The sequence below is a fragment of the Chloroflexota bacterium genome (assembly GCA_035652535.1).
Taxonomy (GTDB): domain Bacteria; phylum Chloroflexota; class UBA6077; order UBA6077; family SHYK01; genus DASRDP01.
The window spans coordinates 17,845-41,634 of sequence record DASRDP010000011.1; the positions used below are offsets into that span (position 1 = coordinate 17,845).

A 23,790-nucleotide genomic window follows, 5' to 3' on the forward strand; every position below is an offset into this window, starting at 1 on the left:
TCGTTTCGGGCTCCAGCATAACCCATCCAGCCGGGACCCCTGTGCAATAATTTTGCGTTTCAAGAGCCCGGAGGCAGGAGTGAAGCTCGCGAACGAAGCGCTGGCCGAGAAGGTCCGGAACCTTCCACGACAGCCCGGCATCTATAAGTTCAAGGATGCCGAGGGGAAGACCATCTACGTTGGTAAGGCGACGTCGCTTCGGTCGCGAGTCAGCTCCTACTTCCAGGCGCCCGACGCGCGCGGCGGCAAAATCGTCGCCCTCGTGGCCCAGATCGCGGACGTCGAGTACATCCTCACCGGATCCCCGCTCCAGGCCCTCCAGTGGGAGTCCGACCTCATCAAGACGGAGCGGCCCAAGTACAACGTCGTGCTTCGAGACGACAAGCATTATCCGTACGTCCGCGTCACGGTGCAGGAGGATTGGCCGCGAGTCGAGATCGCGCGGCGCATCGCGCCCGACGGCGCCAAGTACTTCGGCCCATTCAGCGATACGGGCTCGGTCCGCCGAACGATGAACACCCTGAACCGGATGTTCCCCTACATCCTCTGCAGCAAGGAGATCACCGGCACCGACCCCCGCCCCTGCCTGTACGCCTACATCAACCGATGCCTCGCCCCATGCATCGGCGCCGTGACGAAGGAGCAGTACCGCGTCCTCATCGACCAGGTCGTGCGCTTCATGGAGGGCAAGACCGAGGGGGTGCTGAAGGAGCTGCGCCGCGACATGGAGGAGGCCGCCGATCGGCTCGACTTCGAGCAGGCCGCCGTCCTCCGCGACCGCCTCCGCGAGGCGGAGCGCGTCGTCGAGCAGCAGGCCGTCACGACAACCGTGCGGGAGGAGCTGGACGTCATCGGCATCGCCCGAAACGAGACGCACGCATGCGCCCAGGTGTTCTTCATGCGCGACGGGCGCATGGTGGGGCGCGAGCACTTCATCCTCCAGAATGCGCTGGACGAGACGGAGGCCGCGCTCACGAAATCTTTCCTGCTCCTCTTCTATGCTGAGGCGACCCACGTTCCCCGGCGCATTCTGCTTTCGCACGCGGTGGACGACCAGCCGACCGTGAAGGAGTGGCTGGCCAGCACGGCGCGCCACGCCGTGAACCTCCAGGCCCCCAAACGGGGTGAGCCCGCGCGGCTCGTCGGGCTCGCGCTGCGCAACGCGACGGAGACGCTGGAACGCCTGGCGCTCGAGCGGATTCAGGAGATCGAGCGCACCTCCGGCGCGATGTTGGAGCTGCAGGAGGCGCTGGGCCTGCCCAACGTCCCGGAGCGGATCGAGTGCTTCGACATCTCCCATGTCCAGGGCGCGTACACCGTGGCCAGCATGGCCGTCCTGGAAGGCGCGCGCCCCAAGCCCTCCGAGTATCGGCGCTTCCGGATTCGCACCGTCGACCACAATGACGACTTCGCGTCGATGCGGGAGGTGATCCGCCGGCGATTCGGCCACCTGGTGGAGCAGAGCAAGGCGCCGACCGCCGAAGGCCAGAAGTGGGGGGTGATCCCGGATCTCGTGGTGATCGACGGCGGGAAGGGCCAGCTCAGCTCGGCCCAGGACGTCATGGGAGAGCTGGAGCTCGAGATCCCGATGGTGGGGCTCGCCAAGCAGTACGAAGAGGTCTTCGTGCCAAACCGCTCGGATCCCATCCCGTTCCCCGCCGACAGCGCCGGTCGGTTCCTCCTCCAGCGCGTTCGCGACGAAGCGCACCGATTCGCCATCACGTACCACCGGGCGAGCCGCGGCAAAGGCGCGCTGAAATCGTCCCTCGATGAGATCCCCGGCGTTGGGCCGAAGCGGCGCAAGGCCCTGCTCCAACGCTTCGGCTCGGTGGACGCCATCCGCAAAGCCGTGGTCGACGACATCGCTTCGGTGCCGGGGATGACGCGGCGGACCGCGACCGCGTTGAAGGAGCGGCTGTAGCCGCTAGTCTAGGTGATTACGCTCAAGATAGGAGCAGATTCGCCAAAACAGCTCGCCCGCTGCGGACTGGTGAGCGGGTACGGGCGGTGGTGACACGTACAGCTCCCCGTCGATGACCTCGTACCGTTTGCCGTCGTCGGGCGTGTCCCACATGTCGGTTGCCAGAAATCGAACCTTACTGCGCGCTGCCATCGCGGCCTCCGCGCTAATGTACCGGCGGTCAGTCCAGCGCGGTCTCGACGCGCAGAAGGTCATCGTACGTCTCTCGGCGGCGGATGAGGCGCGCGTGGCCGTCGGCCACCATGACGGCCGCCGGACGCAGCGCCATGTTGTAGTTGCTGCTCATCGCCAAGTTGTAGGCGCCGGACGCGGGAAGCGCGATGAGATCGCCCGAACCCACGCGGGGGAGATGCGCGTCTTTCACCAGGATGTCGCCCGATTCGCAGTAGCGGCCCGCGAGCGTGACCGTCGCGGTGGCCGCCTCGTCCATTCGGTTCGCCACCAGCGCGTCGTAGATCGACCCATACAGCGCGGGGCGGATGTTGTCGGCCATCCCGCCGTCCAGAGCCACGTACCGCCGCACGCCGGGGATGTCTTTGATAGCGCCGACCGTATAGATCGCCACGCCCGCCTGCCCGACGATCGACCGTCCAGGTTCGATGATGACCCTCGGGTTGGCGAGGCCGTGCTCCGCAGCCGATTTCCACACAGCGCCGCCGATCGTACGGGCCACCTCCTCGGCGGGCATTGGGTCGTCGTCCTCCGTGTAGGAGATGCCCCAACCGCCACCCGGGCTGAACTCCCGAAGGTCGAGCCCGTAGCGGTCGCGCATGAGGGCGGCGAACTCCAGCACGATGTGGATCGTCTCCAGGTATGGCGCGATCTCGAAGATCTGCGAACCGATGTGGGCATGAAGTCCGATCAGGTGAACACCGCGGGCTCGCGTGGCCTGGAACACGGCGGTTTCGGCCTGACCCGTCGAGATGGGGATCCCGAATTTCGAGTCCAGCGTGCCCGTCTTGCGATACTCGTGCGTGTGGGCTTCGACGCCGGGGCCGACCCGGAGGAGCGCGGGGATGCGCACGCCGAGTTGTTGACCGAGCGCATCCAGCCGCCCCAGCTCGTGAAAATTGTCGACCACGAAGCGCCCTACCCCCAGCTCAGCCGCGAGCGCCATCTCCTCAGCGGACTTATTGTTCCCATGGAAGTAGACGCGCTCCATCGGGAAGCCGCTTCGGTGCGCCAGCACCATCTCCCCACCGGACACGACGTCGAGGCCAAGCCCCTCCTCGGCAAGGACCTGGAAGATCGCGGCATTCGCGAAGGCTTTGCTGGCAAAGATCACGAGCGAGTCCGAGACAGCGGCATGGAGTCCGCCGACGTATCCCCTCGCCTGCTCCCGGATCGTCGCCTCGTCGTACACGTAGAGGGGGCTTCCGAACTGGGCGACCAGATCCACGACGTCGCACCCGCCGATCACGAGGTGATGCTCGTCGTTCGTACTCGCCGTGATCGGAAGGACCTCAGCTTTTTCGCTCTTCATCGCTGTCAAACCTCGCTGGCGGCGCGCAGCCTGGGAGAACGACGAACCGCCACGTCGTGCGCCTGCGTTCGATCGATCGTGCTAATCGACCCCGGGAACGAGCGACCAGTCCGCCGGCAGCTCGTACCGGTGGATTCGGGGCGGGCGCGCGTTGGCGCCCTCAAGCGGTGGGACGCGAATGCGCCCTGAGCGCTTGATCTCCGCGTAGGTGTTGTGGATCTGCACGATCCGTTTGCTCTTCAAATTGAAAACGATGACGCCCGCGCGCGCTGGCTGCAGGCTCGCCTGTCGCGTCCGGTCGTCCAGCACGCGAAAGACGGGCAGGTCCGCCGGACGCAGAAGATCGAGCGCGCTGTGAATCGATTCCAGGCGCCCGGGAACGTTGTGCTCATCGAAGACCGCAAGGCCGCTGAGGACGTGGTCGCGAACCTCGGGCGCAAACTGCGACGCGGTATTCAGAAGCTGGAGCAGAGAGCCGGGCTCGCTCGCGCACGCGGCGACGAGCGCCTCCATGGTGCGGCACGGTGCAACGAAGCTCACCGCGCCCTCACCATCGATCACGGTGAAGCGCATGACGTCATTCAGCATCGGTTCAAGCGGCCGCCGTGACGCGATCGATCCAGCGGGCGGGCTCGCGGATCTCCTGCTCCGATGGGAGCATCTCCGCCGAATGCCAGACCTGATTCAGGAATGCGATTCCCCGGTCTTGCACCACGCGGTCCACGAACTCCGCGCCCAGGCGGTACTGATCGAACTTCATCTGCAGCCCGGTGACGCGAAGGAAGAGCTGCTCTGCCCCACTTCGGCGCTTGGAGCGCTCCTCGACGCGCGCCTCAATCTGGACATAGTGTGGCAACAGATCGCGCCCGAGCGCGTTCATCACGTGGTTGCTGTAGCCCTCGAGCAGGCACATGACGGCCTGCAGGCGTGACACCATCCCCCGTTGGGTTGGGGTCATCATCGCCTCGAGGAGGCTCCCGCCGATGGACAGGTGGTCCATCGCCCGTCCCACCAGCCCTTTGATCGAGCCACCCCCATCGCGCAGGTGGTCCACCATACTCTCGATGTATCGCTGGATCGTCTGATTGAGGTAATCCCGCACCCAGGGATGCCCCTCGAACTCGTGCACGTGCGTCGCCTCGTGGAGGGCGAGCCACATGCGGAACTCGCGCTGTGGAAGGCCGAGCTGGAGCTGGATGGAGCGAATATTCGGCTCCACGAAGTACAGCGCGCCGGGCTCGCGCGCGCGGGTGCCGAGCAGGCTGATGTCGTACTGCCCGAGAACGCGGCGTCCAAGATAGCCGAGCAGGACGCCAACTTCCGCCGAGAGCACCAGCCGTCCGGCGGCGGTGATTCCGGGCAGCTGAACGCGGGCGGGGTCGACCTTCTCTCGGTACAGCTCTTCGAACGGGCGGAGGAGGTCGCGAAAGTTCGCCATATTCGCGGAGATCCATTCGGGACGATCGAGCGCGCGCACTCCACTTCGGGCGATGTCGAATTCGCTCCCCGTGTAGCGCTGGAGAGGTCCCGCGACTTCGCGCAGCATGTCGACGTAGTCCGCTTCGGCCGCCGCTCGCTCACCGGAATCGAGCCATGGCGTCGCCTGCGCCGTTCTCAAGGCGACGCTGCGAGCCTGGTCCCAATCGATGATCTCCCCGGCTCGGTCCCGGCCGTAGTGGCGAGCGGCGAACCACAGAAGCCCCGCCGCGGCGCCGGCGATCACGCCGGCTCCCATTGATCGCGATACGCCGCGCGCGAATGCTGCCGTCGCCACCAGTCCGTACTCCCTGTGCGCCGGGATAGCCCCCAAGCTTGCTCTATTCTCCGCTTATTACCGAATGAGGCGCAACGCGCCGGGGAGGACGTCCACCCGGGCGGGAAGCCTGCCGACGACCTCGCCGTCCGCCTGTACCAGCGCGTCGTCCCCTGACTCGAGGCTGAGGCCGCGAACGCGGTACGTGGTGACCTTCTCGTGCGCGACGTGCGTGCCCGCCAAAACCCGGGGCAGGTTGAGGAGTAGCTCGATCTTCGCGACGTCCCCGACGAGCACCACGTCGAGGCGACCGTCATCGAGCGTGGCGCCCGGCGCGAAATTCATCACCCCGGCGTAGGACGGTCCGTTCGCAGCGATGACCGCGTTGCAGCGTAGGCGCGCGGCTGAACCCGGCTGATCTTCGAACGTGAGGGAGATCTCCTTGTTTTGATACGCGGCGAGGGCCGAGGCGAACCCGAGAACGTGCGCCGGTATCGAGGTGATGGCGCCGCCACGGACGTCGGCGGCGCGACCGGCCACTTCGGCGTCAAAGCCCGCGCCGACCACGTTGACGAAGACGTGGACGCGCCCGTCCGCGAACCGAATTCGCCCCACGTCGATCGCTGATTCGCGGCCGTCCAGAAGGCGCGCGAGCGCGGCGTCGCGTCCGACGGGGAGACTGGCCCCTCGCGCAAAGTCCTGCATCGTGCCACTTGGGATGACGCCCAGCACGGCGCGGCGGTCGACCAATCCCTCGGGCGTGACGAAGCCGTTGACGACTTCGTTGACGGTTCCGTCGCCGCCAACACAGACAATGGCGCGAAAGCCGTGCCCGAGGGCGAGCTTGCTGAGCGTGCGGGCATCACCGGGTTTCGTGGTCGCGGCAGCCGCGTAGGACACGCCAAGGGCCCGCATCCGCGCGGCGATGCCTGCGAACTTCCGCCCGCCGGCCCCGGCGCGGGGATTGACGATGAAGAAGAACGGCGCATCGTTCGCCATCCGACGCTCAATCCCAGCTCGCGAGCTGTCCAGAGCGTACCGGAGCGGCCAGGCCATGTCGACCGGTCATCGAGGCAGCGCCCAATCGGGAGCTCCGTCGCGCGTTCCGAGCTGGGGAAGGGCAAAAGGCGGGTCGCCGAGGGCCGCCATGGGTTGCCCGTCGTGCCGAAGCGCAACTGCATCTACCCCTGGCGCCTCGGTCAGCGTGTAAACGATGGACCAGTACACCAGCTCGGAGTAGGGGCGACCGTGGACCCGCTCGATCCCTTCCCCGAAATCGACGACCGCGACGCGGTCTTCCACGGCGACGGAGTGGACCCGGGTGCGTCGGTCGAGCGGATATTCGAAGTCAGCGGCCCGCTCGTCTCCCGTAGGCCCGTCGATGAGCGCGCGCAGCGCCGCCGTGGCCGGCGGGTCGCCAGCCGGTACGTGCCGTCCGACGGCTGCGAGGCGCAGGGTGTCGTCCTCCTGCAAGCGAGGCAGAAAGATCGTGATGTACCGCGGCGAGGGGGGAACGTCGACGCTGCCCCTCGTTCCGCGGCTCGATGGCGTGGCCGGCGCCGGCGGCGGTGCGATGGCGCCGCATCCGACGAAAACGACGAAGCACGCGATCGCCAGGATGCGCCGGCTCCTCAGCTTCTACCCTCAATCGGCGACTATCGCCGGCCGGCGATCCTTCAACCCGCACATCCGCCGCTTGACGCACCGCCGCCACCGCTGGTAGAGTCTAGCCCAACAACTGGATATACCGTCTGCCCTTATCAGGAGCGGTGGAGGGAACCGGCCCACTGAAGCCCGGCAACCTCCGGGCCGTCCTGCAGCAAGGACGGCCCGGAACGGTGCCAATTCCGCTCCGACAATGTCGGAGAAGATAAGGGAAGGTGGACAGGTTCTATGTGCCCCCTTCCCTGTTTATTCGGGGAAGGGGTCTTTTCGTGTGGTCCGGCCCGGCGGAGAGGATCGCGTGGCATTTACCAAAGGGTTAGTCTGTCGAGAGTGCGGCGAGCTGTACGACCTCGCCCCTCTGCACGTCTGCGAGCTGTGTTTCGGCCCGCTCGAAGTCGCGTACGACTACGCTGCAATCCGCGCGGACATCTCCCGCGAAGAGATCGAGCGCGGGCCGCAGACCATCTGGCGATATCGCAAGCTCTTCCCCGTTGACGGGCAGCCCCTCGTCGACATCCAGACGGGATGCACGCCGCTACTGCGCGCGGACAATCTTGGCCGCGCCCTCGGCCTCCGCAACCTGTACGTCAAGAACGACACCGTCAATCCGACCTTCTCCTTCAAAGACCGACCGGTCACCGTGGCCGCCACCATGGCCCGAGGCTTCGGATTCGACACGATCGCCTGCGCCTCGACCGGCAACCTCGCCGCTTCCGTCGCCGCGCACGGGGCCCGGGCACAGATGCGGTGTGTCGTCTTCATCCCGTCCGACCTCGAGACGAGCAAGATCACGAACATCGCCGTCTACGGCCCGACCCTCGTCGCCATCCGCGGGAACTACGACGACGTGAACCGACTCTGCGCGGAGATCGCGGACCGGTACGGCTGGGCCTTCGTCAACATCAACCTGCGCCCGTACTACGCCGAAGGGAGCAAGAGCCTCGCCTTCGAAGTTGCCGAGCAGCTCGGATGGCGCGCGCCGGATACCGTGATCGTTCCCACGGCGAGCGGCGCCCTATTCACCAAAATCGCCCGCGGGTTCGAGGAGCTGGCCGAAGTCGGGTTGATCTCCCCGGCCACCCCGCGGATGGGGCTCGCGCAGGCAGCGGGCTGCGCACCCATCGTCTCCGCCCACGAGGCGAATACGATGACCATTCGGCCGGTCAAGCCTTCGACGATTGCGAAGTCGTTGGCCATCGGGAATCCGGCCGACGGCTACTACTGCTTGAAGGTCATCAAGGAGACGAACGGCCTGGCCGGGTCCGTGACCGACGAGGAGATCGTCGCGGGGATGCGTCTGCTCGCCCAAACCGAGGGCGTGTTCGGCGAGACAGCGGGCGGGGTCAGTGTCGGCGTGCTGAAAAAGATGGCCGAGGCAGGGCTGCTCGATCCGGACGAGACGATCGTCGTCTACGTTACGGGAAATGGCCTGAAGACGCCCGAGGCCGTCGCGAGCGCGCTTCCGGAGCCCATCACGATCGGCGCGAGCATGACCGAGTTCGACACCGCACTGGCCAAACGGGATCCGTCGTTCGAGCCCGTGATGGTCGAAGCTGGCTGAGGCGGCGGTCCCAGCGATGGCGAAGCGGCGGATCAGGCTATTCTTCCCCGCGAACCTCATCACCGAGCCGGTCGTCTACACGATGGGCAAACGATTCGAGGTCGTGACGAACATTCGCGGCGGCGAGATCTCCGCGGATTCCGGCTGGCTCTATCTCGAGGTGTCCGGGGATGATGCGGAGATCGATCGCGCCATCGCCTGGGCCATCGAGACCGGCGTCCGCGTCGATCCGGTCGAGGGCGACATCATCGCAGGGTGACCTGGAGGCAGAGCATGAGTATTCGCGTACGAATCCCCACGCCGCTGCGGACCCTCACCGGCGGGCAGGCCGACGTGGCCGCGGACGGCGCGGACGTGGCATCGTGCCTCACGGATCTCGATGCGCACTTCCCCGGCATCGCCAAGCGGATTCTCGACGACGGCGGCGAGGTGCGTCGATTCGTCAACCTGTTCGTCAATGGAGAGGACATCCGATTTCTGCACGGGACCGAGACGAAGCTAAAGGCGGGCGACGAGCTCTCGATCGTCCCGGCCATGGCCGGCGGCTAGCTCGGCCCCTTAGTACATCGCCTCGCCCCCGGCAACGACGATCATCTGGCCCGTCACGAAGGCGCTGAGGTCCGACAGGAGATATAGTGCCGTCCCGACCAGATCGCCCGGCAGCTCGACGCGCGCCAGCGCGCGAATGCCCACATTCCGCTGCCGCATCTTCAGCGTCTCCTCGTCCGGGTTGGCCTCGCTGAGCGTCGATCCGGGCGCGATCGTGTTCACGCGGATGTTATCCGGACCCAGCTCCCGCGCCAGGACCCGGCTGAACCCGATGACCGCCGCCTTCGACGCCACATAGTGGATCCGTGTCGCGCTTCCGCTCAGTACCGTGCTCGATGAGATGTTGACGATGCTTCCGTGCTTACGCTCCTGCATCGCCGGAGCCACCGCGCGGCAGCAGAGCCACATCCCCTTGACGTTCACCTCCATCGTCCGATCCCATTCGTCCTCGCTGATCTCCTGGAAGCCGACGCGCGAGATCGGGACCGTGGCGAAGATCGCGGCATTGTTGATGAGTCCGTCGATCCTGCCGAAGCGATCGACGGCCGCCTTCGCCATCTCCTGACAGCTCGACAAACGGGAAACGTCCGCCTGCACGGCGATCGCCCGATGGTCGCCAATCTCCTCGGCCACGCTGTCGGCGGCGGCGCCGTCGATGTCCGCGACGACGACCCTACCGCCCTCTTGCGCGACGCCGAGGCAGTAGGCCCGGCCGATTCCGTGTCCACCTCCGGTAACGATGACGACGCGGTCTTCCAGCAGCATCTCCGACTCCTCTGTCTCGAACCCGATCACGCGATTATTGAGTAACGGCGTCGAGGGCGTCCGCGATCATGGCCCCGATGGCGAGCGACGCCGTCGCCGCCGGCGAGGGCGCATTGCGGACGTGGAGCACGCCGGCCGCCGTGTTCACGACAAAATCGTCCACGAGCTTCCCGTCGCTCGAGAGCGCCTGCGCGCGCACGCCCGAGGGGCCTGGCTGGAGATCCACTTCCTTGAGCTCCGGAACGTACGCGCGCAGCGACGCGAGAAAGGCCGCCTTGTTGTAATCGCGCCACATCTCCGCGAGCCCGGTGCGCCAGTAGCGCACGGCAAGCTTGCGAAAACCCGGGAACCCGAGCGCCTCGGCGAGGTCGCCGGGCGCGAAATCGGTGCGCCGATACCCTTCGCGCGCGAAGGCGAGGACGGCGTTCGGGCCGAGCCACACGTCGCCGTCGATGCGACGGGTGAAGTGCACGCCGAGGAACGGGAAGGCCGGGTCCGGAACCGGATAGATCAGGCTGCGCACCAGTTGCCGCCGCTCGGGCGGCAGCACGTAGTAATCGCCGCGGAAGGGAACGATGCGGGGGTCCTTCGGCGCGCCGGTGAGGGCCGCGATCCGATCGGCGTACAGGCCCGCGCACGCCACGACCCGGCTCGCCTCAACATCGCCGCTCGTCGTCCGGACAACCACGCTCCTGGCGGTACGCTGAAACCCCAGCACCTCGTGGCGCGTCGCGATCGTGCCGCCCGCCGCCCGCACGTCGTCGGCATAGGCTGCGGCCACCCGGCCGAAATCGATGATGCCCGTCCTGGGCGACCACAGCCCCTGGATCCCCACGACGTGGGGCTCCAGCTCGCGAATACGCTCCGGGCCGATTCGCTCCAGCCCAGGCACGCCATTCTCGATGCCCCGTCGATGCAGCTCCTCAAGGCGGGGAATCTCATCCTCGTTCCGAGCGACGATGACCTTGCCGCACTCCTCGAACGGGATCCCGCGGTCGAGGCAATACCGCTTGAGGGCAGCCGCCCCCGCAACGCAGGCGCGCGCTTTGACCGAGCCCGGCGCGTAATAAATGCCGGAGTGGATGACGCCGCTATTATGGCCTGTCTGGTGGCGGCCGAGCTCCGGCTCCTTCTCCAGCACCGTGAGCGACGTCTCGGGATGCCGGAGCAGAACCTCCCGAGCGGCGGCCAGCCCGATGATGCCCGCCCCGATGATCGCAACGTCGAACACGAAACCTCCCGGCGCACGCGCGCGATGGCGCGCGGCTGACGCTCGGAATCGTCAACGGCCTGTTGGGCCTATTCTGCCCAGGACCAGGTGTGAATGTCCCACCCCATCACGGCGCCCGGGACAACGAGCTGCGGCCCTTTGAGCGCAGATACCGCCGCCATCGGCTGGGTGGCGAAGAAGAGGCTGATCGACGGCGCATCATCCGTGTAGATCTTCAGCATCTGCGCGATCTGTCGAATCCGCTCCCCTCGATCAAGCGTGCTGTTGAATTGCTCCACGAGGCGATCGTAGTCAGGATTGGAATAGCCGCCCCGGTTACCGCCGCTCCAGCGATTTGCCGGGCCGGGGATATGGCTGGTGACCTGGTCGATGAGGGCGGGCTCGCCAAGACCGGTGCTGTGGGTGAACATGGATGGAAAGGTCGCGCGCATCTGCGGGTCCTGCGCCTGGGCCGCCGGGAGCACAGCCTCGGCCATGTCGAAGCCCGCCTGCCGCCACTGAGCCGCGAGGGCGGACATCTCAGACTCGAACTCGGCGGACGCGTTCGTCTTGATCTCGAGCGTCAGCCGCCCTTCGGGGCCCGCGAAGGATTCTCCCGCCGTCTTGCGGAAGCCTGCCTCGCCCATGAGCTGATCGCTCTGGCGGAGGTCGAAGGGATACTTCGTCACGGAGGGCTCGATCTGCGGATAGTAGTCGACCATGGGCGGGATCATGGACTCGGCGACGATTCCCTCGCCGTCGTAGATCGCATCGTTGATGGCGCGCTTGTCCAGGGCAAAGCTCAGGGCGCGTCGTACGCGCGCGTCGAGGATGGCGCGCGGGTTCGCCAGATCGGGGCGAAGCTGGAACTTGGTCGCACGCCACTGATTCGGATGAAGCAGCACGGTCCCGCCCTGGGTCGGCTCCCACTGGTGCTTGAGGGTCACCGCCTGGGTGAACCCAAGGGAGAGATCCGCGGAAAGTTGGACCTCGCCGGCCAGGATGCTGGCGAGCGTGGTATTCGCGTCGCCGATGAACAGGAGCTTGAGCCGCGAGATCTTTGGCGCCCCGAGGGCGTGGCCGTCGAACGCCGATGCCTCGATGAAGGCCCCGGGCTCCCAGCGCTCCAATCGAAATGGACCGAGACCCACGAACTCGCGCGTCCAGTACGCGGACGCCACAAACGCGTCCAGCGTCTGCTGCTGAAACTGCGCCTCCAGGATGCGGCGTGGAAGGGGTGGGAACGCGTCCTCGACGAGCAGGTTGGCGTCTGGATACGGACGGAGCCAGCGAACCACGACCGTCGAGGCGTCTGGAGCGAGTACGTCCTCCATCTGGTTGAGAGGCGCTGAGTTCGCGAACCCGAGATCTGGCGTGCGATACACCTGCCACGCGAACAGGAAGTCGTCGGACGTCAACGGGCTTCCGTCGTGCCAGCGGAGATTTGGGCGAAGGTGGTACGTCGTCTCCATGTGGCCGTCCGGCTCCACTGTCCAGCTTTCGGTGTTGAGCTGCGGCACCGCATCCGCCAGGTAGGGGATCGGCGTCCCCTGCTGGTTCTCAATGGAAAGCTCGGCATTGAAGAGCCGCTTGACGAAGTGCAGGGAAACACCGACCTGGCGCGGGCCCTTGGCGGCGATGCTCTCCGGCTCGACCCGGACGGCCGCGACGAGGGTCCGCGTTGACGCCGTGCTGGTCCCGGGCACCGCTGAGGCGGCGGGCGGTTGAGTGGCGGCTGGTCCGGCGCACGCGGCAGCGACGATTACCGAGATGGCTGCCAAGAGGAAACGGGGGCGGGAAGCGTCAGGTCGCACAGTTCTACCTTTCGGGAGGGTCGCCTTCGCGGGCTCGGTCGCGGATAGATGGGTACGCGACGAGCCGTCCACGCATGATGGATTATCGACGAAACGCGGCCGCGCAATCAGGCAGCCCGGCGCCGGTCGAAGCGAGCGCATCCCTTTTGGCTCAAGCCGCGGTCCCGAAGCAGAAACCTGCGAAATCCGGACACCGTTTCCCCCCTTGCGCTCAGTTTTGCGGAGCGCGACCGCAGCACGGCCCGAACAATGGCTGATGGCATCAGACTCGCCCGCTATTTGCCCGTAGCCTCGCGCGGGCGCAACAATGGCCCAGCAGCAAACGGAGCGTGGCATGGCGGCAACAACGGCGTTTCAGGTCATCGGCAAGCCCATCCCTCGCGTCGAGGGGCCGGCGAAGGTCAGCGGCGCGGCGACCTATCCGGCTGACATAACCCTCGCGGACATGCTGTGGGCAGCCAACGTGCGCAGCCCGTACCCACACGCGCACATCGTGTCCATTGACGTCGCGCCCGCACGCGCCATTCCCGGCGTCCGCGTTGTGCTCACCGCACGCGATGTGCTGAATCGACGCACCGGCCGCGTGCTGAAGGACCTGCCACTCCTGTGCGAGGACGTGGCCCGTTTCGTCGGCGACAAGGTGGCGGTCGTCGCCGCCGAGACACCGGACGCCGCAGAAGAGGCGGCGCTCGCAGTCCAGGTCCAGTACGAGGAGCTGCCAGCCGTCTTCGACCCCCTGCAGGCGATGCTCCCGGGCGCGCCCCTCGTTCACCCTGATGCGCGATCGTACGCGGGCTTCCCGGCGACGCCCGATATTCCGAACGTCTGTGGTTACCGCACTCACCGCCGCGGTGATCCGGACGCAGCGTTCGCATCGGCGGATGTCGTCCTCGAGCACACCTTCACGACGCCGCTCACGCATCAGGGGTACCTCGAGCCCCACGCCTGCGTGGTCCGCGTCGGCCCGTCTGCGGACGGCGCCGAGCGCGTCGACGTCTGGCCCTCCCACAAGCTGCCGTACACGCTCCGCGAGCAGCTCGCCGAGCTGACCGATCGCCCCGAGCACGACTTCGTCATCCATCCCATTACGGTCGGCGCCGACTTCGGGGGGAAGGGGAGCCCGGCCGACGTCCCCATGGCCTACCACCTGTCCCGCATGACGGGCCGGCCCGTCAAGTTCGTCGCGCGCTCGACTGCTGACCTGGCTTCGGCCACCCATCGGCATCCCTCCATCGTCCGAGTACGGACCGGGTTGACGCGCGAAGGCGCCATCGTCGCGCGCGACGTGCGGATCGTCTACAACACCGGCGCCTACGGCGCGCTCAAGCCCAGCGAGGATGGAATGCTGACGGGCGCCGACTACGCCGCCGGCCCGTACGCGGTTCCGAACCTTCGGATCGAGGCCTTTTGCGTCTACACCAACCTGCCACCCTCCGGATACATGCGCGCGCCCGGCCACCCGCAGGTCGCGTTCGCCGTCGAGGCCCACACGGACCTCCTGGCGCGCGCGTTTGGGATGGATCCTCTCGAATTCCGAATTCGAAATGCGGCGCGGACGACGGGGGAGGGCGCCGCGTCCCTCGTGCCCACGGTCCTCGACGCGGCCGTGCGCGCTCTCGACCTCCAGCCCTCGAGCCCACGGGTTGGGCTCGGAGCCTCATCCCCGGCGAATTCGGGCGTCCTCCGTGGCCGCGGCATCGCGCTGTGCGAGCGCGGCGTGGGCTTCGGTGAGGGCAGCTCCGACGTGACGCTGAACCCCAACGGGACCATCACCGTCGTGACCGGCCTCCCGGACAACGGCACCGGCGCTCTGACGGTGGTGGCCCAGGTCGTCGCTGAGGAGTTCGGTGTGCTGGCCGACCGAGTCCTCCTCGTTCGCGGAACGACGGACGCGCTGCCCATCGACGTCGGCTCCGCGGCCGACCGCATGACGAACGTCGCCGGCCACGCCGCGATCGCCGCGTCGTCCGCCGTGAAGGAGAAGCTTGCGCCGCTGGCCGCGGCGATGCTCGGCGCGGAGTCGGCGGCCTGGGCGCCGGCGACGGCTGAGCGGTCCAGCGGCTGGACGAGCCCCGACGGCGGGTTCGTCTCGCTGGAGGAGCTGGCCGCGGAGATGCTCCCCGGCGACGGGGGAGCCGGCCATGCACAGGTGACGATCAAGCGGCCCAAGACCACCGACCGACATTGCTGCGCGCAGATCGCCGAGGTGGAGGTGGACTCCGAGACGGGCCAGGTGCGTATCGCCCGAATGACGACCGTCCAGGACACGGGAACCATCGTCAACCCCATCGGCCATCAGGGGCAGATCGAGGGCGGGCTGGTTCAGGGCCTCGGGTATGCCACGATGGAAGAGATGTCGGCGGAGAGCGGGCGCATCACCAACGCCCACCTGGGCGACTACAAGCTCCCCACGATGCGCGACGTGCCTCAGCTCGTCACGGTCAACGTCCCCTCCGAGGGGCCTGGGCCTTTCCACGCCGGGAGCATCGGAGAAATGCCCTGCGTGCCCACGGCGGGCGCCATCGCAAACGCGGTGGCGGACGCCATCGGCGCACCGATCTTCGATCTCCCACTCACGCCCGAGCGCGTGCTGGAGGCGATCGAGACCCGAGGACGCCCGTCGTGATCGTCGACTTCCAGGCGCATGTCTTCCCGCCGGCGTATCTCGACGCGCTCTGCCGCCTTGATAGCAGCGTCTCGCTGGAGGAGCCCGATCCCGCGAGCGGGATGACCTACCTCTTCGACCGAACGCTGGGCCGGCGGATCAACACCGTAACCTTCGCGGGCCAGGACCCCGAGATCCGGATCGCCCACATGGACGAGCTGGGGGTCGACGTTCAGGTGGTCAGTGTGCCGCCGCCCGGGGCTGACCGCTTCGCTCCGGACGCGGCGATGGAATTGGCCCGGGCCGCGAACGACGCCATCGGCCGGTGGTGCCACGACTACCCGGGGCGCTTCGTCGGCCTCTGCACGCTGCCGACGTCGTCCGTCCCGCTGGCGCTGGACGAGCTGGAGCGCTGCGTCGAGGCCCTCGAGATGCGCGGCTTCGGCTGCTACTCGAACCTGAACGGCCGCCCCCTCGACGACGAGGCCCTCCTTCCCCTGTACGAACGGATCGCGCGCTATGGGGTGCCGGTCTACATCCATCCCACCGCTCCCCTGGCCACGGAGGCCACGGACCTCGACATCCATCCGACCCTCATCTTCGGCTGGGCCTTCGACGCGACGGTCGCGATGACCCGCCTCGTCTACGGGCGGGTCACCGAGCGATTTCCGGAGATCCCGTTCATCGTAGCGGACGTCGGCGGGGTGCTCGCCTTCTTCGCGCAGCGTGCCGTGAACATCTACACGGGCCGGACCGAGGAGATCCGCCAGCGCTACGGCCTCCGGGAGAACCCGATCGACCTCTTCCGCCGCTTCTACGTCGACACCGCCGACCATCCAGCCAACACCCTTCGCATCGCCCGCGACTTCTTCGGGGCGGAGCATCTCGTCTTCGGCACGAACTACCCGTATGGACCAGAGGATGGGCGGCGCTTTGTCCGAAACAGCCTCGAGGCCGTCGCCGCGCTGGACCTCGCCGACGACGAGCGCGCCTGCATTCTGGGCAACACCGCTGCCCGCCTGCTCGGAATCAAGCAGCCCGCCTAACGATCAGCGCGAAGGGGCGCCCGCCCTCCATGCCCGAGGTCGTCTCGCCAGCGTCGACTTTCGGTACGATTGCCCCATGGCGGAGCGGAGCAAGGATTGGCTGGACCAGGCGAAGCGAGACCTCGACCACGCGCGCCACGATCTCGACGACGCGTTCTATGAGTGGGCCTGCTTTTCGGCTCAACAGGCAGCCGACAAGGCGGTCAAGGCCGTGTTCCAGCGGCTGGGGGCGGAGGCGTGGGGCCATTCCATCAGCGATCTTCTGCTGGCGCTCGACGAGCGCGAGCATGTTCCGAGCGATATCGCCATCGCCGCGGCCGAGCTGGACAAAGCGTACGTCGCGACGCGATATCCGGACGCGCACCCGTCCGGCTCTCCCGGCAGCCGTTACGTCGAAACCGAAGCCGACCGCATGGTGGAGTATGCCGACCGAATCCTTCGGTTCTGTACGGATCTTCTGGCCGCCCTATAGCCGAGAGGAGCTGATCGCCAGGCTGCGCCAGCGCGTGCCGGGGCTTGCCGCCGCGCTCCCGCTTCGCCGAGTGGTCCTCTTCGGCTCATGGGCAAGAGGTCGCGCGACGGTGCGCAGCGACGTCGATCTTCTCGTCGTCTACACCGGCGAGCCGCGCGACGACGCGTTCACGACGGTACGGCGGTGTATGGACACACGAGGGGTCGAGCCGCACGTCTACACGGCGGACGAAGCCGAGGCTCTGCGCGACACCATCGATCGCATGACCGAGGGCGGCGTGGAGCTATTTCCCGAGGGCCGGTCCACCGCCAGTCCCCTCTCCCCCGACGACGGGGGACAGGGCGAGCGTGAGGGGGTTGGGGGCGAAAAACCACGCAATAGCGGCAATGCCGTCTTTAGTAGGCCACCGCCGGGAGGTGCGCGTCGTACTCGGGCGTGACCGGCCGCTGGTGGGTCAGCATGATCTCCCGTCGCTCCCGCGCGGACTGCATCATGGCGAGGCAGACCTCGAGGGTCGCCATGCCCCACCGACCGTCGTGGAAGAGCGGGCGGTCGTTCACGACCCCATCGTACAACTCCTCCAGCTCGGCGCGGCGCTGGCCCACGCCCATCACGCGATTGGGCGTCAGGTCGATGTCGTGGATGCCCTCGTCGTCGTACACGTACAGGCCGAACTTCGAGTGGCGGATGTCCCCCCGGTCGCAGCTCACGATGAGGAGGCCCATGTCCTCGGGCACCCACGGGCGCCGCTCCGGCTCCCGGAAGGTGGCCTCTTCGGCCGCGCCGCCGATCCGCAGATCCTGCTTGTCCTGCGCCTCGTTCCGGGTACCGGTCCGCATCTGGCGGCGCACCTCGACGCGCTGCTCGGCGGTGTACCGCTGACTGGAGTCGCCCCACGGCACCAGCTCAGCTCCGAGGAAATAGCCGTAGCCGTTGTGGACGATGGTGGAGGGCGTGCCGTCCTCGAACTCGAGATACGCCGAGTAGTAGCCGGGGATGGGGCGCTCGGGCATCCACTGCCCGGTCATCGCGCGGACACTGCGGAGCATGCCGCCGCCCAGCACGCGCACCGTATCGATCTGGTGCGGACCCTGGCGGTACGGAATGCCGCCGCCCTGGTTGATGTCCAGCTCGTCCGCGGTGCGTGGTCGGAGCATCCAGTCCGAGTAGGCGAGGAGGTGGATCGCACGGACTTTGCCCAGCTTACCCGACGTGATGATCCGCCGCATCGCCTGAATCGGCAGCGTGTAGCTCCGGGTGTGGCCGGCGAGCAGCTTCACCTTGTTCTTCTCGGCCGCCTCGACCATCCGCTCGGCCTCCTCGATGTTGAGGGCCATCGGCTTTTCGACGACGACGTGCTTGCCGTGCTCGGCCGCGAGGATCGTGTGCGGGCCGTGGAGGCGATTCGGCGTCGCGATCCAGACCGCCTCGACATCTGGATCCTCGACCAGGGCCTCGGCGCTCTCATACACGCGCGCGTTGGGGTATCGGGCCTTGAATCGCTGGCGCGTCTCGGGCACGACGTCCGCGGCGGCGAAGAGGTCGATCTCGTCCATCGCTTCCATCGCCGGAAGCATCTCTGCCGCGCCGACGCCGACGCCAATCAGGCCGAGCTTGAGCGCGCGGACGGGCCGGGCCGATGCTCCGGAACCCTGCTCCTGAACCTTCGCCATCGTTCATCCTCCAGTGCTGGTGCCCAGACCTTAAGCAGGCACAACATCGATGTCAAGGTTCATTTGGACCGCTCGGCTCCACCGGAACCGCGCGGACCAGCCCCCTGACGACCGCTTCGAGGAGGCCGACGGGCCGGAATTGGGGAAGCGAGATCTCGTCCGTCACGTCCTCGAACACGACCTCCAGCGGCATCCCGATGCGAATCGCCGCCGGGTCAGGCTCGACGCCCACCAGGTTCGTCGGCATGCGCGGTCCCTCCTCAAGCTCGACGATGGCGGCGACGTACGGGGTCGTGAAGCCTGGGGCTGGCGCGCGATGGACGATGCTGAAGGCATGGAGCGTGGCGCGGCCCGACGCCTGGAGCCAGCGTGTGTCGCGCGAGAAGCAAAGCGGACAGATCGTGCGCGGGTAGAAGTAGGCGTTGCCGCACGCCTCGCAACGCATGATCCACAGCTCGTGCTCGCGCGCCCGCTGCCAGTAATACTCCGTCTCGGGTTGAGGAATCGGGAGCGGCCGGGACGGACCTTCCGAGCCTTCACTCATCGCCCGTGTGACCCCATGGTCCTGCTCCTTTCACCGACCGTCCTCAGTCCGCCGCCAGCACCACGGTTCCGGTGGACGACAGGTAGCCGCCCGTGCCATTCACGAGCGCGATCCGACAGTCGGAGACCTGGCGCGGGCCGCACTCACCCCGGAGCTGGCGCACCGCCTCGACGATGAGAAAGATCCCGTACATCCCCGGGTGCGTGTACGAAAGGCCGCCCCCGTTGGTGTTGAGCGGGAAGGCGCCGCCCGGCGCCGTGCGCTGATCCGCGACGAGATCGGGTCCTTCACCGGGGCCACAAAAGCCGAGGCTCTCCAGCGTCGCGAGCACGGTGTACGTAAATGAATCGTAGACCATCGTGAGGTCCACATCTTGCGGCGCCACCCCGGCCATCGCGAGGGCACGCGGCCCGCTATCCCGGGCAGGAGTGACGGTGAGGTCCGGCATCTGGCTGATGGCGTAGTGGTCGTGGTACTCCGCAGCCCCCAACACCCAGACGGGCGGCTTGGCGCAGTCTAGCGCTCGATCGGCGCGCGTAATCACGGCGGCGGCGCCGGCGTCTGTCACGAGGCAGCAGTCGAGCAAGTGGAAGGGCCATGCGATCCAGCGCGATGCGTGGTAATCCTGGAAGCTCATGGGATCGCGCATGAGCGCCCGTGGATTGAGCTGTGCCCACTTTCGGGTCGCGACCGCGATCTCCGCCAGCGCCTGGCGCGTGCGGTCCTCACCATACCGGTGCATGTAGCGGCTGCAGGCCATGCCATAAGAGACGGGCGGCCCGATGATTCCGTACGGCGCTTGAAACTCGCCGATCGGCGCCCCGACGTTGTCGAGACGGATCGTCTGGAGGCCAGGTGGACGTGCGCTGCGGCCGGTTTGGCCGTGCGTGATGAGGGCCACGTCGCAGAAGCCGGCTTGAATGGCAGCCAGGGCGTGGGCCACCTCGATGACGAACGACGAGCCCCCGACCGAGGTGCTGTCGGTGTACCTCGGCCGGATGCCCATATATTCCGCCGTCGTCAGCGTGCTGAAGCCTGCCGTGAACAGTCCATCGACGTCCCGAGCATTCAGTCCGGCGTCGGCAAGCGCGTTGAAGGCAGCTTCGGCGTGGTGCTGCAGGGAGGACTTTCCGGGCACGAGCCCGATCTCGTCCGATTCGGCCACGCCGACGATGGCGACGCGCTGCGCCCGCTCGCTCATCGCGGAGATCGCCCCGCGGAGGTCGGCTCGATCCATGGCGCGGATGTCAAAGCGCGATCTCGCACAACGTCGGACTCACCTGTAGGCGCGCCTCAGTGACCGCCTGTACGTCGGCCGCCCTCCAGCCGGGAGCGACCTCTTCCAGCACCAGGCCGTCGTCTGCCACGGCGATGACGGCGACGTCGGTGAAGATCTTGTTCACGACGCGGCAGCCCGTCAGAGGGTAGGTGCAGGACCGGACGATCTTGGGCTGGCCGTCGCGCGTCGTGTGCTCCATCATGACAAAGAGGCGCTTCGCCCCAGCCGCGATGTCGGCCGCGCCTCCGATGCTGCCGACGCGTCGATCGACCCGGCGCCAATTGGCCAGGTCGCCTCGCTCCGAGACCTGGAGGCCGCCCAGCACGGCGACGTCCAGGTGGCGGCCGCGGACGATGGCGAACGACTCAGCCGAGTCCATGAAGGCCGCCCCGGGTATGAGGGTGGTGAACTGGCCGCCCGCGTTGATGAGGTCCGGGATCTCGCTCCCCGGCTCGGGGAATGGGCCCGTCCCCAGAACGCCATTCTCGGCATGGAAGACGATACGCTTCTCGGAGAGCACGTAATCGGCCACCAAGGTCGGCATGCCGATGCCGAGGTTGACGTAGGCCTCATCGGGAATCTCCGCCGCCACCCGCATGGCGATGACGTCGCGAGTCAGGCGATCAGGCAACGCGCTCGCGCTCCGCGACCACGATCCGATCCACGAAGATGCCCGGGGTCACGACGTGCTCCGGGTCGAGCGTTCCGGGCTCCACGACCGCGTCGACCTCCGCGATGGAGACGTCCGCAGCCATCGCCATGATGGGATTGAAGTTGCGCCCCGCGTTGCGATACGTGAGGTTGCCGAGCCGGTCGGCTGTGTGGGCGCGAATCAGCGCGAAGTCCGCGCGCAGGGCGTGCTCCAGAACACAGAGGCGACCGTTGATCTCCCGCACCTCCTTGCCATCCGCGAACGGCGTGCCGACACCCGTGGGCGTGTAGAAAGCCGGAATGCCCGCGCCCCCGGCGCGAATGCGCTCGGCCAGCGTTCCCTGGGGCACGATCTCCAGACCAATGGCGCCGCGCTCGTAGCCCTGTTCGTAGGGATTTTCGGGCTGGGGTGAGGCCCCAACCGGAAACGAGAGGATTGCCCGGGCGATCATCGAGGCCGGCACCATGGCCGCCTGATTCGCGGGATCGCGCCGATGCGGCGTGCCGTTCGCGATGATGGTCAGGTCGCGCACCCCGCGCTGCGCGAGGGCGCGCAGGAGGAGAACGGGCACGCCAACTCCGGCAAACCCACCGACCATGATGGACGCGCCGTCGGGAATGTCGCTGACGGCGGCGGCGGGATCAACCAGGACTGGCTTCACGGGGTGCCACCTGCAGCGGAAGTGCCGGAGTATACCGCGGCGCTACTCGGGCGACGCATCCCCATCGCTGTCATCCTCCCCGCCCCTTCGCAGGATGAGCCAGACGAGCCCGGCGAAGACGATGCCCAGCACAACCGCGACGATCTCGTCGGTCGGGTTCCCCCCGTTTAGCGCAAGCCCGCCGGTGCCCGCGCGAAGGACGGCGCGCGCTCGAAGTATGAGCCTGAAAATCTGGCTACCTCCCCGAAGTCACGTTCGGTCCGAACGTCTGCTGCAGGTAATTCAGCACGTTCCATCGGTCCTCTTCGTTCAGGCGATCCTTCCAGGCCGGCATGGCGGAGCCAGGGAACCCGTTGGAGATCCAGTCGAAGAGCTGGCCATCGGTGTGCCCGGCCGCGAGGTGAACCCGGAAGTCCGCCGGACGCGGGACGAGCGCGAGCCCGGCCGGCCCGTCGCCCCTGCCGCTTATTCCATGGCACATGGCGCAGTCAGCGCGGTAAATCTCCTCCCCCCGGGCGATGGACTGCTGGGTTGGCGGAATGGGATTGCGAACCGCGCTCACGGACAGCGTCGACGCTCCCTGAAGGGCCAGCACGGCCCCGGTAACGAGCCCAAACGCGGCGAGCGGCGCCGCCCAGCGAAGGCTCCGCCGCCGTCGAGCCAGCACCCCGGCTGCCAATGCGATCAGCCCCGTCGCCAGAAGCTGGGCGCCGAGGACGACGTTCGCCTCGCCCGGCTTCGGCGCCGCCGGCGCGCTGTTGGGAGCAGGCGCGGGCCCGACGTCCGTTCGCATCGTGGCGCGCACGTCGTCTCGTCCAGCCCGCCGCACCAACACGGTGATGTCCCACGGACCAGCCATGGCGAGCGCTCCGCCCTGGGTCACGTAGTGACCGTCTCCGTGCGGGATGGCCACCAGCTCGCTCTCGCCCATGTCCATCGTCTGCATGTCGAACCGCAGCTCCACCCGCTGAACGTCTTCGACCGGCCTGCCGGTGCGATCGGCCAGGAAGACGTCGAATCGATTGAGCGTCGCGAGTCCGGGCTGGACCCGAAGCGTCACGCGGAGGTCTTCCGCGTCTTTCTCCAGCGTGGCCCCCTGCGCGGCGAGGGCCTGGCGCGCAGGCTGGAGATTGGTCATCACCGCGACCGCTACCAGGGCGCCCAGGGCGAATACGACCTCGCCAGCCACGGACTGTCGGAGCCTCCGGGCGAGGTCGTGGCGGAGGGGGTCACGCTCGGATGCCCAACGAAGCCGCGGCGACAGCACAAGCCGGTTGATGGCGGCGATCCCGAGAAGGGGAGCAACGCAGGCCAGCTTCGCCAAGAGCGCACGGCCGTATGGGGTCGCGAGGAGCGCCGACGTGCTTCCAACGTTCAGCCATGTCGCATAGATCCCGGAAAAGAGCACGATGCCCACGCAGACGGCCGCCATCGTGGAAAACCGTGGCACCAAGTGCGCGATGACGCGCGCAGCCTCGTTCCCGTCGGTCGACCGCACGAGCGTCCAGATCGTCAGCGTCAGGTACGCGAGCCCACCGATCCAGCAGGACACGGCGACAACGTGCGCCCAGTCGAGGGCGACCGAGGCGGGCGTCGCATCTGGCACGGCGGCGGCGTGGGTGCCCAGGGCGTAGTCGAGGAGGAGGGCCAGTCCGAAGAGCGCTCCGACGCGGAGCGCCGTTCGCGACGGTGGTCCGGTCCTCTCCAGGACGACGAGGAGCGTGATCGTGGCGAGGAGGGCGAGGCGAAACCACCAGAGAAGTCCGAAGCGCGTCCCCAGCGCGACGGCGACCGCCTGATCCCCGATGGCCTCGAAGAACGGGACGCTCGAGGCCGTCGCGGTTTCCGCGACGAGGGACCCGAGAGCGCCAATGATGGCAAGTCCGGCGCCGACGAGCGCGACGTTCCCCACGCGTCTCGTCACGACCTCGGCGATATCCATCCGTGCGACGCCGGATCGGAGGGCGTGGGGCAGCACCCAGAGCAGGAAGGGAAACGCGCCGAGGAGGAGAGCCAGGCCGACGTAGTTCAGCACCCGAACGGCGACCTGGTCGGCCGTCGCCGTCGACCCTTCGGC

Annotated in this window: 25 protein-coding genes and 1 riboswitch; of the genes, 10 read left to right on the plus strand and 15 right to left on the minus strand. The window is 67.5% G+C overall.

Features of this window, described 5'->3' with window-relative positions; all coding sequences use genetic code 11:
• The first annotated feature begins 79 nt into the window (after positions 1-79).
• Entirely contained in the window at positions 80-1,921 is a 1,842-nt protein-coding gene (gene uvrC / locus VFC51_01850) for an excinuclease ABC subunit UvrC (GenBank protein ID HZT05748.1), read from the plus strand.
• Positions 1,922-1,924: 3 nt separating this feature from the next.
• On the opposite strand, the gene VFC51_01855 is transcribed toward uvrC, so the two are convergent.
• The 6 genes from VFC51_01855 to VFC51_01880 form a co-directional block, all read right to left on the minus strand.
• Positions 1,925-2,113: a hypothetical protein gene (locus tag VFC51_01855; protein ID HZT05749.1), complete on the minus strand. Its 189-nt coding sequence runs from the start codon at positions 2,111-2,113 to the stop codon at positions 1,925-1,927.
• Between the two features lie 28 nt (positions 2,114-2,141).
• The gene (gene lysA / locus VFC51_01860) at positions 2,142-3,464 is read right to left on the minus strand and encodes a diaminopimelate decarboxylase (GenBank protein HZT05750.1); all 1,323 of its coding nucleotides are present in this window, start codon (positions 3,462-3,464) and stop codon (positions 2,142-2,144) included.
• Between the two features lie 81 nt (positions 3,465-3,545).
• Positions 3,546-4,052, minus strand: coding sequence for a hypothetical protein (locus VFC51_01865; GenBank protein HZT05751.1), 507 nt, complete (start codon positions 4,050-4,052; stop codon positions 3,546-3,548).
• A 4-nt stretch (positions 4,053-4,056) separates the two neighbouring features.
• Positions 4,057-5,238 (minus strand): zinc-dependent metalloprotease, encoded by a 1,182-nt coding sequence (locus VFC51_01870; GenBank protein HZT05752.1) that lies wholly within the window; start codon positions 5,236-5,238, stop codon positions 4,057-4,059.
• 57 nt (positions 5,239-5,295) lie between these two features.
• Positions 5,296-6,216, minus strand: a complete 921-nt coding sequence (locus VFC51_01875; protein ID HZT05753.1) for a diacylglycerol kinase family protein — start codon at positions 6,214-6,216, stop codon at positions 5,296-5,298.
• Between the two features lie 66 nt (positions 6,217-6,282).
• Positions 6,283-6,690, minus strand: coding sequence for a GerMN domain-containing protein (locus tag VFC51_01880; GenBank protein HZT05754.1), 408 nt, complete (start codon positions 6,688-6,690; stop codon positions 6,283-6,285).
• A 16-nt stretch (positions 6,691-6,706) separates the two neighbouring features.
• Between VFC51_01880 and VFC51_01885 the strand changes: the two genes are divergently transcribed.
• From VFC51_01885 to VFC51_01900, 4 genes are all read left to right on the plus strand, one after another.
• The gene (locus VFC51_01885) at positions 6,707-6,940 is read left to right on the plus strand and encodes a hypothetical protein (GenBank protein HZT05755.1); all 234 of its coding nucleotides are present in this window, start codon (positions 6,707-6,709) and stop codon (positions 6,938-6,940) included.
• Positions 6,941-6,971: 31 nt separating this feature from the next.
• Positions 6,972-7,094, plus strand: a riboswitch (SAM riboswitch).
• An 86-nt stretch (positions 7,095-7,180) separates the two neighbouring features.
• Entirely contained in the window at positions 7,181-8,443 is a 1,263-nt protein-coding gene (locus VFC51_01890; protein ID HZT05756.1) for a threonine synthase, read from the plus strand.
• Between the two features lie 16 nt (positions 8,444-8,459).
• Positions 8,460-8,702, plus strand: a complete 243-nt coding sequence (locus VFC51_01895) for an NIL domain-containing protein (GenBank protein ID HZT05757.1) — start codon at positions 8,460-8,462, stop codon at positions 8,700-8,702.
• Between the two features lie 14 nt (positions 8,703-8,716).
• Complete coding sequence (locus VFC51_01900; GenBank protein ID HZT05758.1) at positions 8,717-8,992, plus strand: ubiquitin-like small modifier protein 1; 276 nt, start codon at positions 8,717-8,719, stop codon at positions 8,990-8,992.
• A 9-nt stretch (positions 8,993-9,001) separates the two neighbouring features.
• On the opposite strand, the gene VFC51_01905 is transcribed toward VFC51_01900, so the two are convergent.
• From VFC51_01905 to VFC51_01915, 3 genes are all read right to left on the minus strand, one after another.
• On the minus strand, positions 9,002-9,757 hold the full coding sequence (locus VFC51_01905) for a glucose 1-dehydrogenase (GenBank protein ID HZT05759.1): 756 nt from the start codon (positions 9,755-9,757) through the stop codon (positions 9,002-9,004).
• 34 nt (positions 9,758-9,791) lie between these two features.
• Positions 9,792-10,988, minus strand: a complete 1,197-nt coding sequence (lhgO, locus tag VFC51_01910) for an L-2-hydroxyglutarate oxidase (GenBank protein HZT05760.1) — start codon at positions 10,986-10,988, stop codon at positions 9,792-9,794.
• Positions 10,989-11,056: 68 nt separating this feature from the next.
• Entirely contained in the window at positions 11,057-12,748 is a 1,692-nt protein-coding gene (locus tag VFC51_01915; GenBank protein ID HZT05761.1) for an ABC transporter substrate-binding protein, read from the minus strand.
• 367 nt (positions 12,749-13,115) lie between these two features.
• On the opposite strand from VFC51_01915, the gene VFC51_01920 reads away from it, so the two are divergent.
• The 4 genes from VFC51_01920 (at position 13,116) to VFC51_01935 (ending at position 17,343) form a co-directional block, all read left to right on the plus strand.
• A complete protein-coding gene (locus VFC51_01920; GenBank protein HZT05762.1) occupies positions 13,116-15,407 on the plus strand; it encodes a xanthine dehydrogenase family protein molybdopterin-binding subunit in 2,292 nt (763 codons plus the stop codon).
• Positions 15,404-16,432, plus strand: a complete 1,029-nt coding sequence (locus VFC51_01925) for an amidohydrolase family protein (GenBank protein ID HZT05763.1) — start codon at positions 15,404-15,406, stop codon at positions 16,430-16,432. The genes VFC51_01920 and VFC51_01925 overlap by 4 nt, the downstream gene beginning before the upstream one ends.
• A gap of 76 nt (positions 16,433-16,508) precedes the next feature.
• Entirely contained in the window at positions 16,509-16,904 is a 396-nt protein-coding gene (locus VFC51_01930; GenBank protein HZT05764.1) for a HEPN domain-containing protein, read from the plus strand.
• Positions 16,855-17,343: a nucleotidyltransferase domain-containing protein gene (locus VFC51_01935; GenBank protein HZT05765.1), complete on the plus strand. Its 489-nt coding sequence runs from the start codon at positions 16,855-16,857 to the stop codon at positions 17,341-17,343. The genes VFC51_01930 and VFC51_01935 overlap by 50 nt, the downstream gene beginning before the upstream one ends.
• Here the strand turns inward: VFC51_01935 and VFC51_01940 are convergent.
• The 5 genes from VFC51_01940 to VFC51_01960 are packed head-to-tail and all read right to left on the minus strand — an operon-like array spanning position 17,300 to position 21,713.
• Positions 17,300-18,577 (minus strand): Gfo/Idh/MocA family oxidoreductase, encoded by a 1,278-nt coding sequence (locus tag VFC51_01940; GenBank protein HZT05766.1) that lies wholly within the window; start codon positions 18,575-18,577, stop codon positions 17,300-17,302. The genes VFC51_01935 and VFC51_01940 overlap by 44 nt on opposite strands.
• Before the next feature lie 52 nt (positions 18,578-18,629).
• The gene (locus VFC51_01945) at positions 18,630-19,121 is read right to left on the minus strand and encodes a Zn-ribbon domain-containing OB-fold protein (GenBank protein HZT05767.1); all 492 of its coding nucleotides are present in this window, start codon (positions 19,119-19,121) and stop codon (positions 18,630-18,632) included.
• A gap of 43 nt (positions 19,122-19,164) precedes the next feature.
• On the minus strand, positions 19,165-20,358 hold the full coding sequence (locus VFC51_01950; protein HZT05768.1) for an acetyl-CoA acetyltransferase: 1,194 nt from the start codon (positions 20,356-20,358) through the stop codon (positions 19,165-19,167).
• Between the two features lie 10 nt (positions 20,359-20,368).
• A complete protein-coding gene (locus VFC51_01955) occupies positions 20,369-21,031 on the minus strand; it encodes a 3-oxoacid CoA-transferase subunit B (protein ID HZT05769.1) in 663 nt (220 codons plus the stop codon).
• Positions 21,024-21,713: a 3-oxoacid CoA-transferase subunit A gene (locus VFC51_01960; protein ID HZT05770.1), complete on the minus strand. Its 690-nt coding sequence runs from the start codon at positions 21,711-21,713 to the stop codon at positions 21,024-21,026. The genes VFC51_01955 and VFC51_01960 overlap by 8 nt, the downstream gene beginning before the upstream one ends.
• A 21-nt stretch (positions 21,714-21,734) precedes the next feature.
• Here VFC51_01960 and VFC51_01965 point away from each other — a divergent pair, with 21 nt between their 5' ends.
• The gene (locus tag VFC51_01965) at positions 21,735-21,884 is read left to right on the plus strand and encodes a hypothetical protein (protein ID HZT05771.1); all 150 of its coding nucleotides are present in this window, start codon (positions 21,735-21,737) and stop codon (positions 21,882-21,884) included.
• A gap of 64 nt (positions 21,885-21,948) precedes the next feature.
• Here the strand turns inward: VFC51_01965 and VFC51_01970 are convergent.
• Positions 21,949-23,790: CopD family protein (locus tag VFC51_01970; GenBank protein HZT05772.1), on the minus strand; the 1,842-nt coding region annotated here is incomplete at its 5' end.

What these genes read in the sequence shown, in the direction of transcription:
- VFC51_01855 (HZT05749.1), bottom strand. Translation starts at nt 2,113, where the DNA reads ATGGCAGCGCGCAGTAAGGTTCGATTTCTGGCAACCGACATGTGGGAC.
- lysA (HZT05750.1), bottom strand. Translation starts at nt 3,464, where the DNA reads ATGAAGAGCGAAAAAGCTGAGGTCCTTCCGATCACGGCGAGTACGAAC.
- VFC51_01865 (HZT05751.1), bottom strand. Translation starts at nt 4,052, where the DNA reads ATGCTGAATGACGTCATGCGCTTCACCGTGATCGATGGTGAGGGCGCG.
- VFC51_01875 (HZT05753.1), bottom strand. Translation starts at nt 6,216, where the DNA reads ATGGCGAACGATGCGCCGTTCTTCTTCATCGTCAATCCCCGCGCCGGG.
- VFC51_01895 (HZT05757.1), top strand. Translation starts at nt 8,460, where the DNA reads ATGGCGAAGCGGCGGATCAGGCTATTCTTCCCCGCGAACCTCATCACC.
- VFC51_01900 (HZT05758.1), top strand. Translation starts at nt 8,717, where the DNA reads ATGAGTATTCGCGTACGAATCCCCACGCCGCTGCGGACCCTCACCGGC.
- VFC51_01905 (HZT05759.1), bottom strand. Translation starts at nt 9,757, where the DNA reads ATGCTGCTGGAAGACCGCGTCGTCATCGTTACCGGAGGTGGACACGGA.
- VFC51_01920 (HZT05762.1), top strand. Translation starts at nt 13,116, where the DNA reads ATGGCGGCAACAACGGCGTTTCAGGTCATCGGCAAGCCCATCCCTCGC.
- VFC51_01930 (HZT05764.1), top strand. Translation starts at nt 16,509, where the DNA reads ATGGCGGAGCGGAGCAAGGATTGGCTGGACCAGGCGAAGCGAGACCTC.
- VFC51_01935 (HZT05765.1), top strand. Translation starts at nt 16,855, where the DNA reads ATGCCGACCGAATCCTTCGGTTCTGTACGGATCTTCTGGCCGCCCTAT.
- VFC51_01940 (HZT05766.1), bottom strand. Translation starts at nt 18,577, where the DNA reads ATGGCGAAGGTTCAGGAGCAGGGTTCCGGAGCATCGGCCCGGCCCGTC.
- VFC51_01945 (HZT05767.1), bottom strand. Translation starts at nt 19,121, where the DNA reads ATGAGTGAAGGCTCGGAAGGTCCGTCCCGGCCGCTCCCGATTCCTCAA.
- VFC51_01950 (HZT05768.1), bottom strand. Translation starts at nt 20,358, where the DNA reads ATGGATCGAGCCGACCTCCGCGGGGCGATCTCCGCGATGAGCGAGCGG.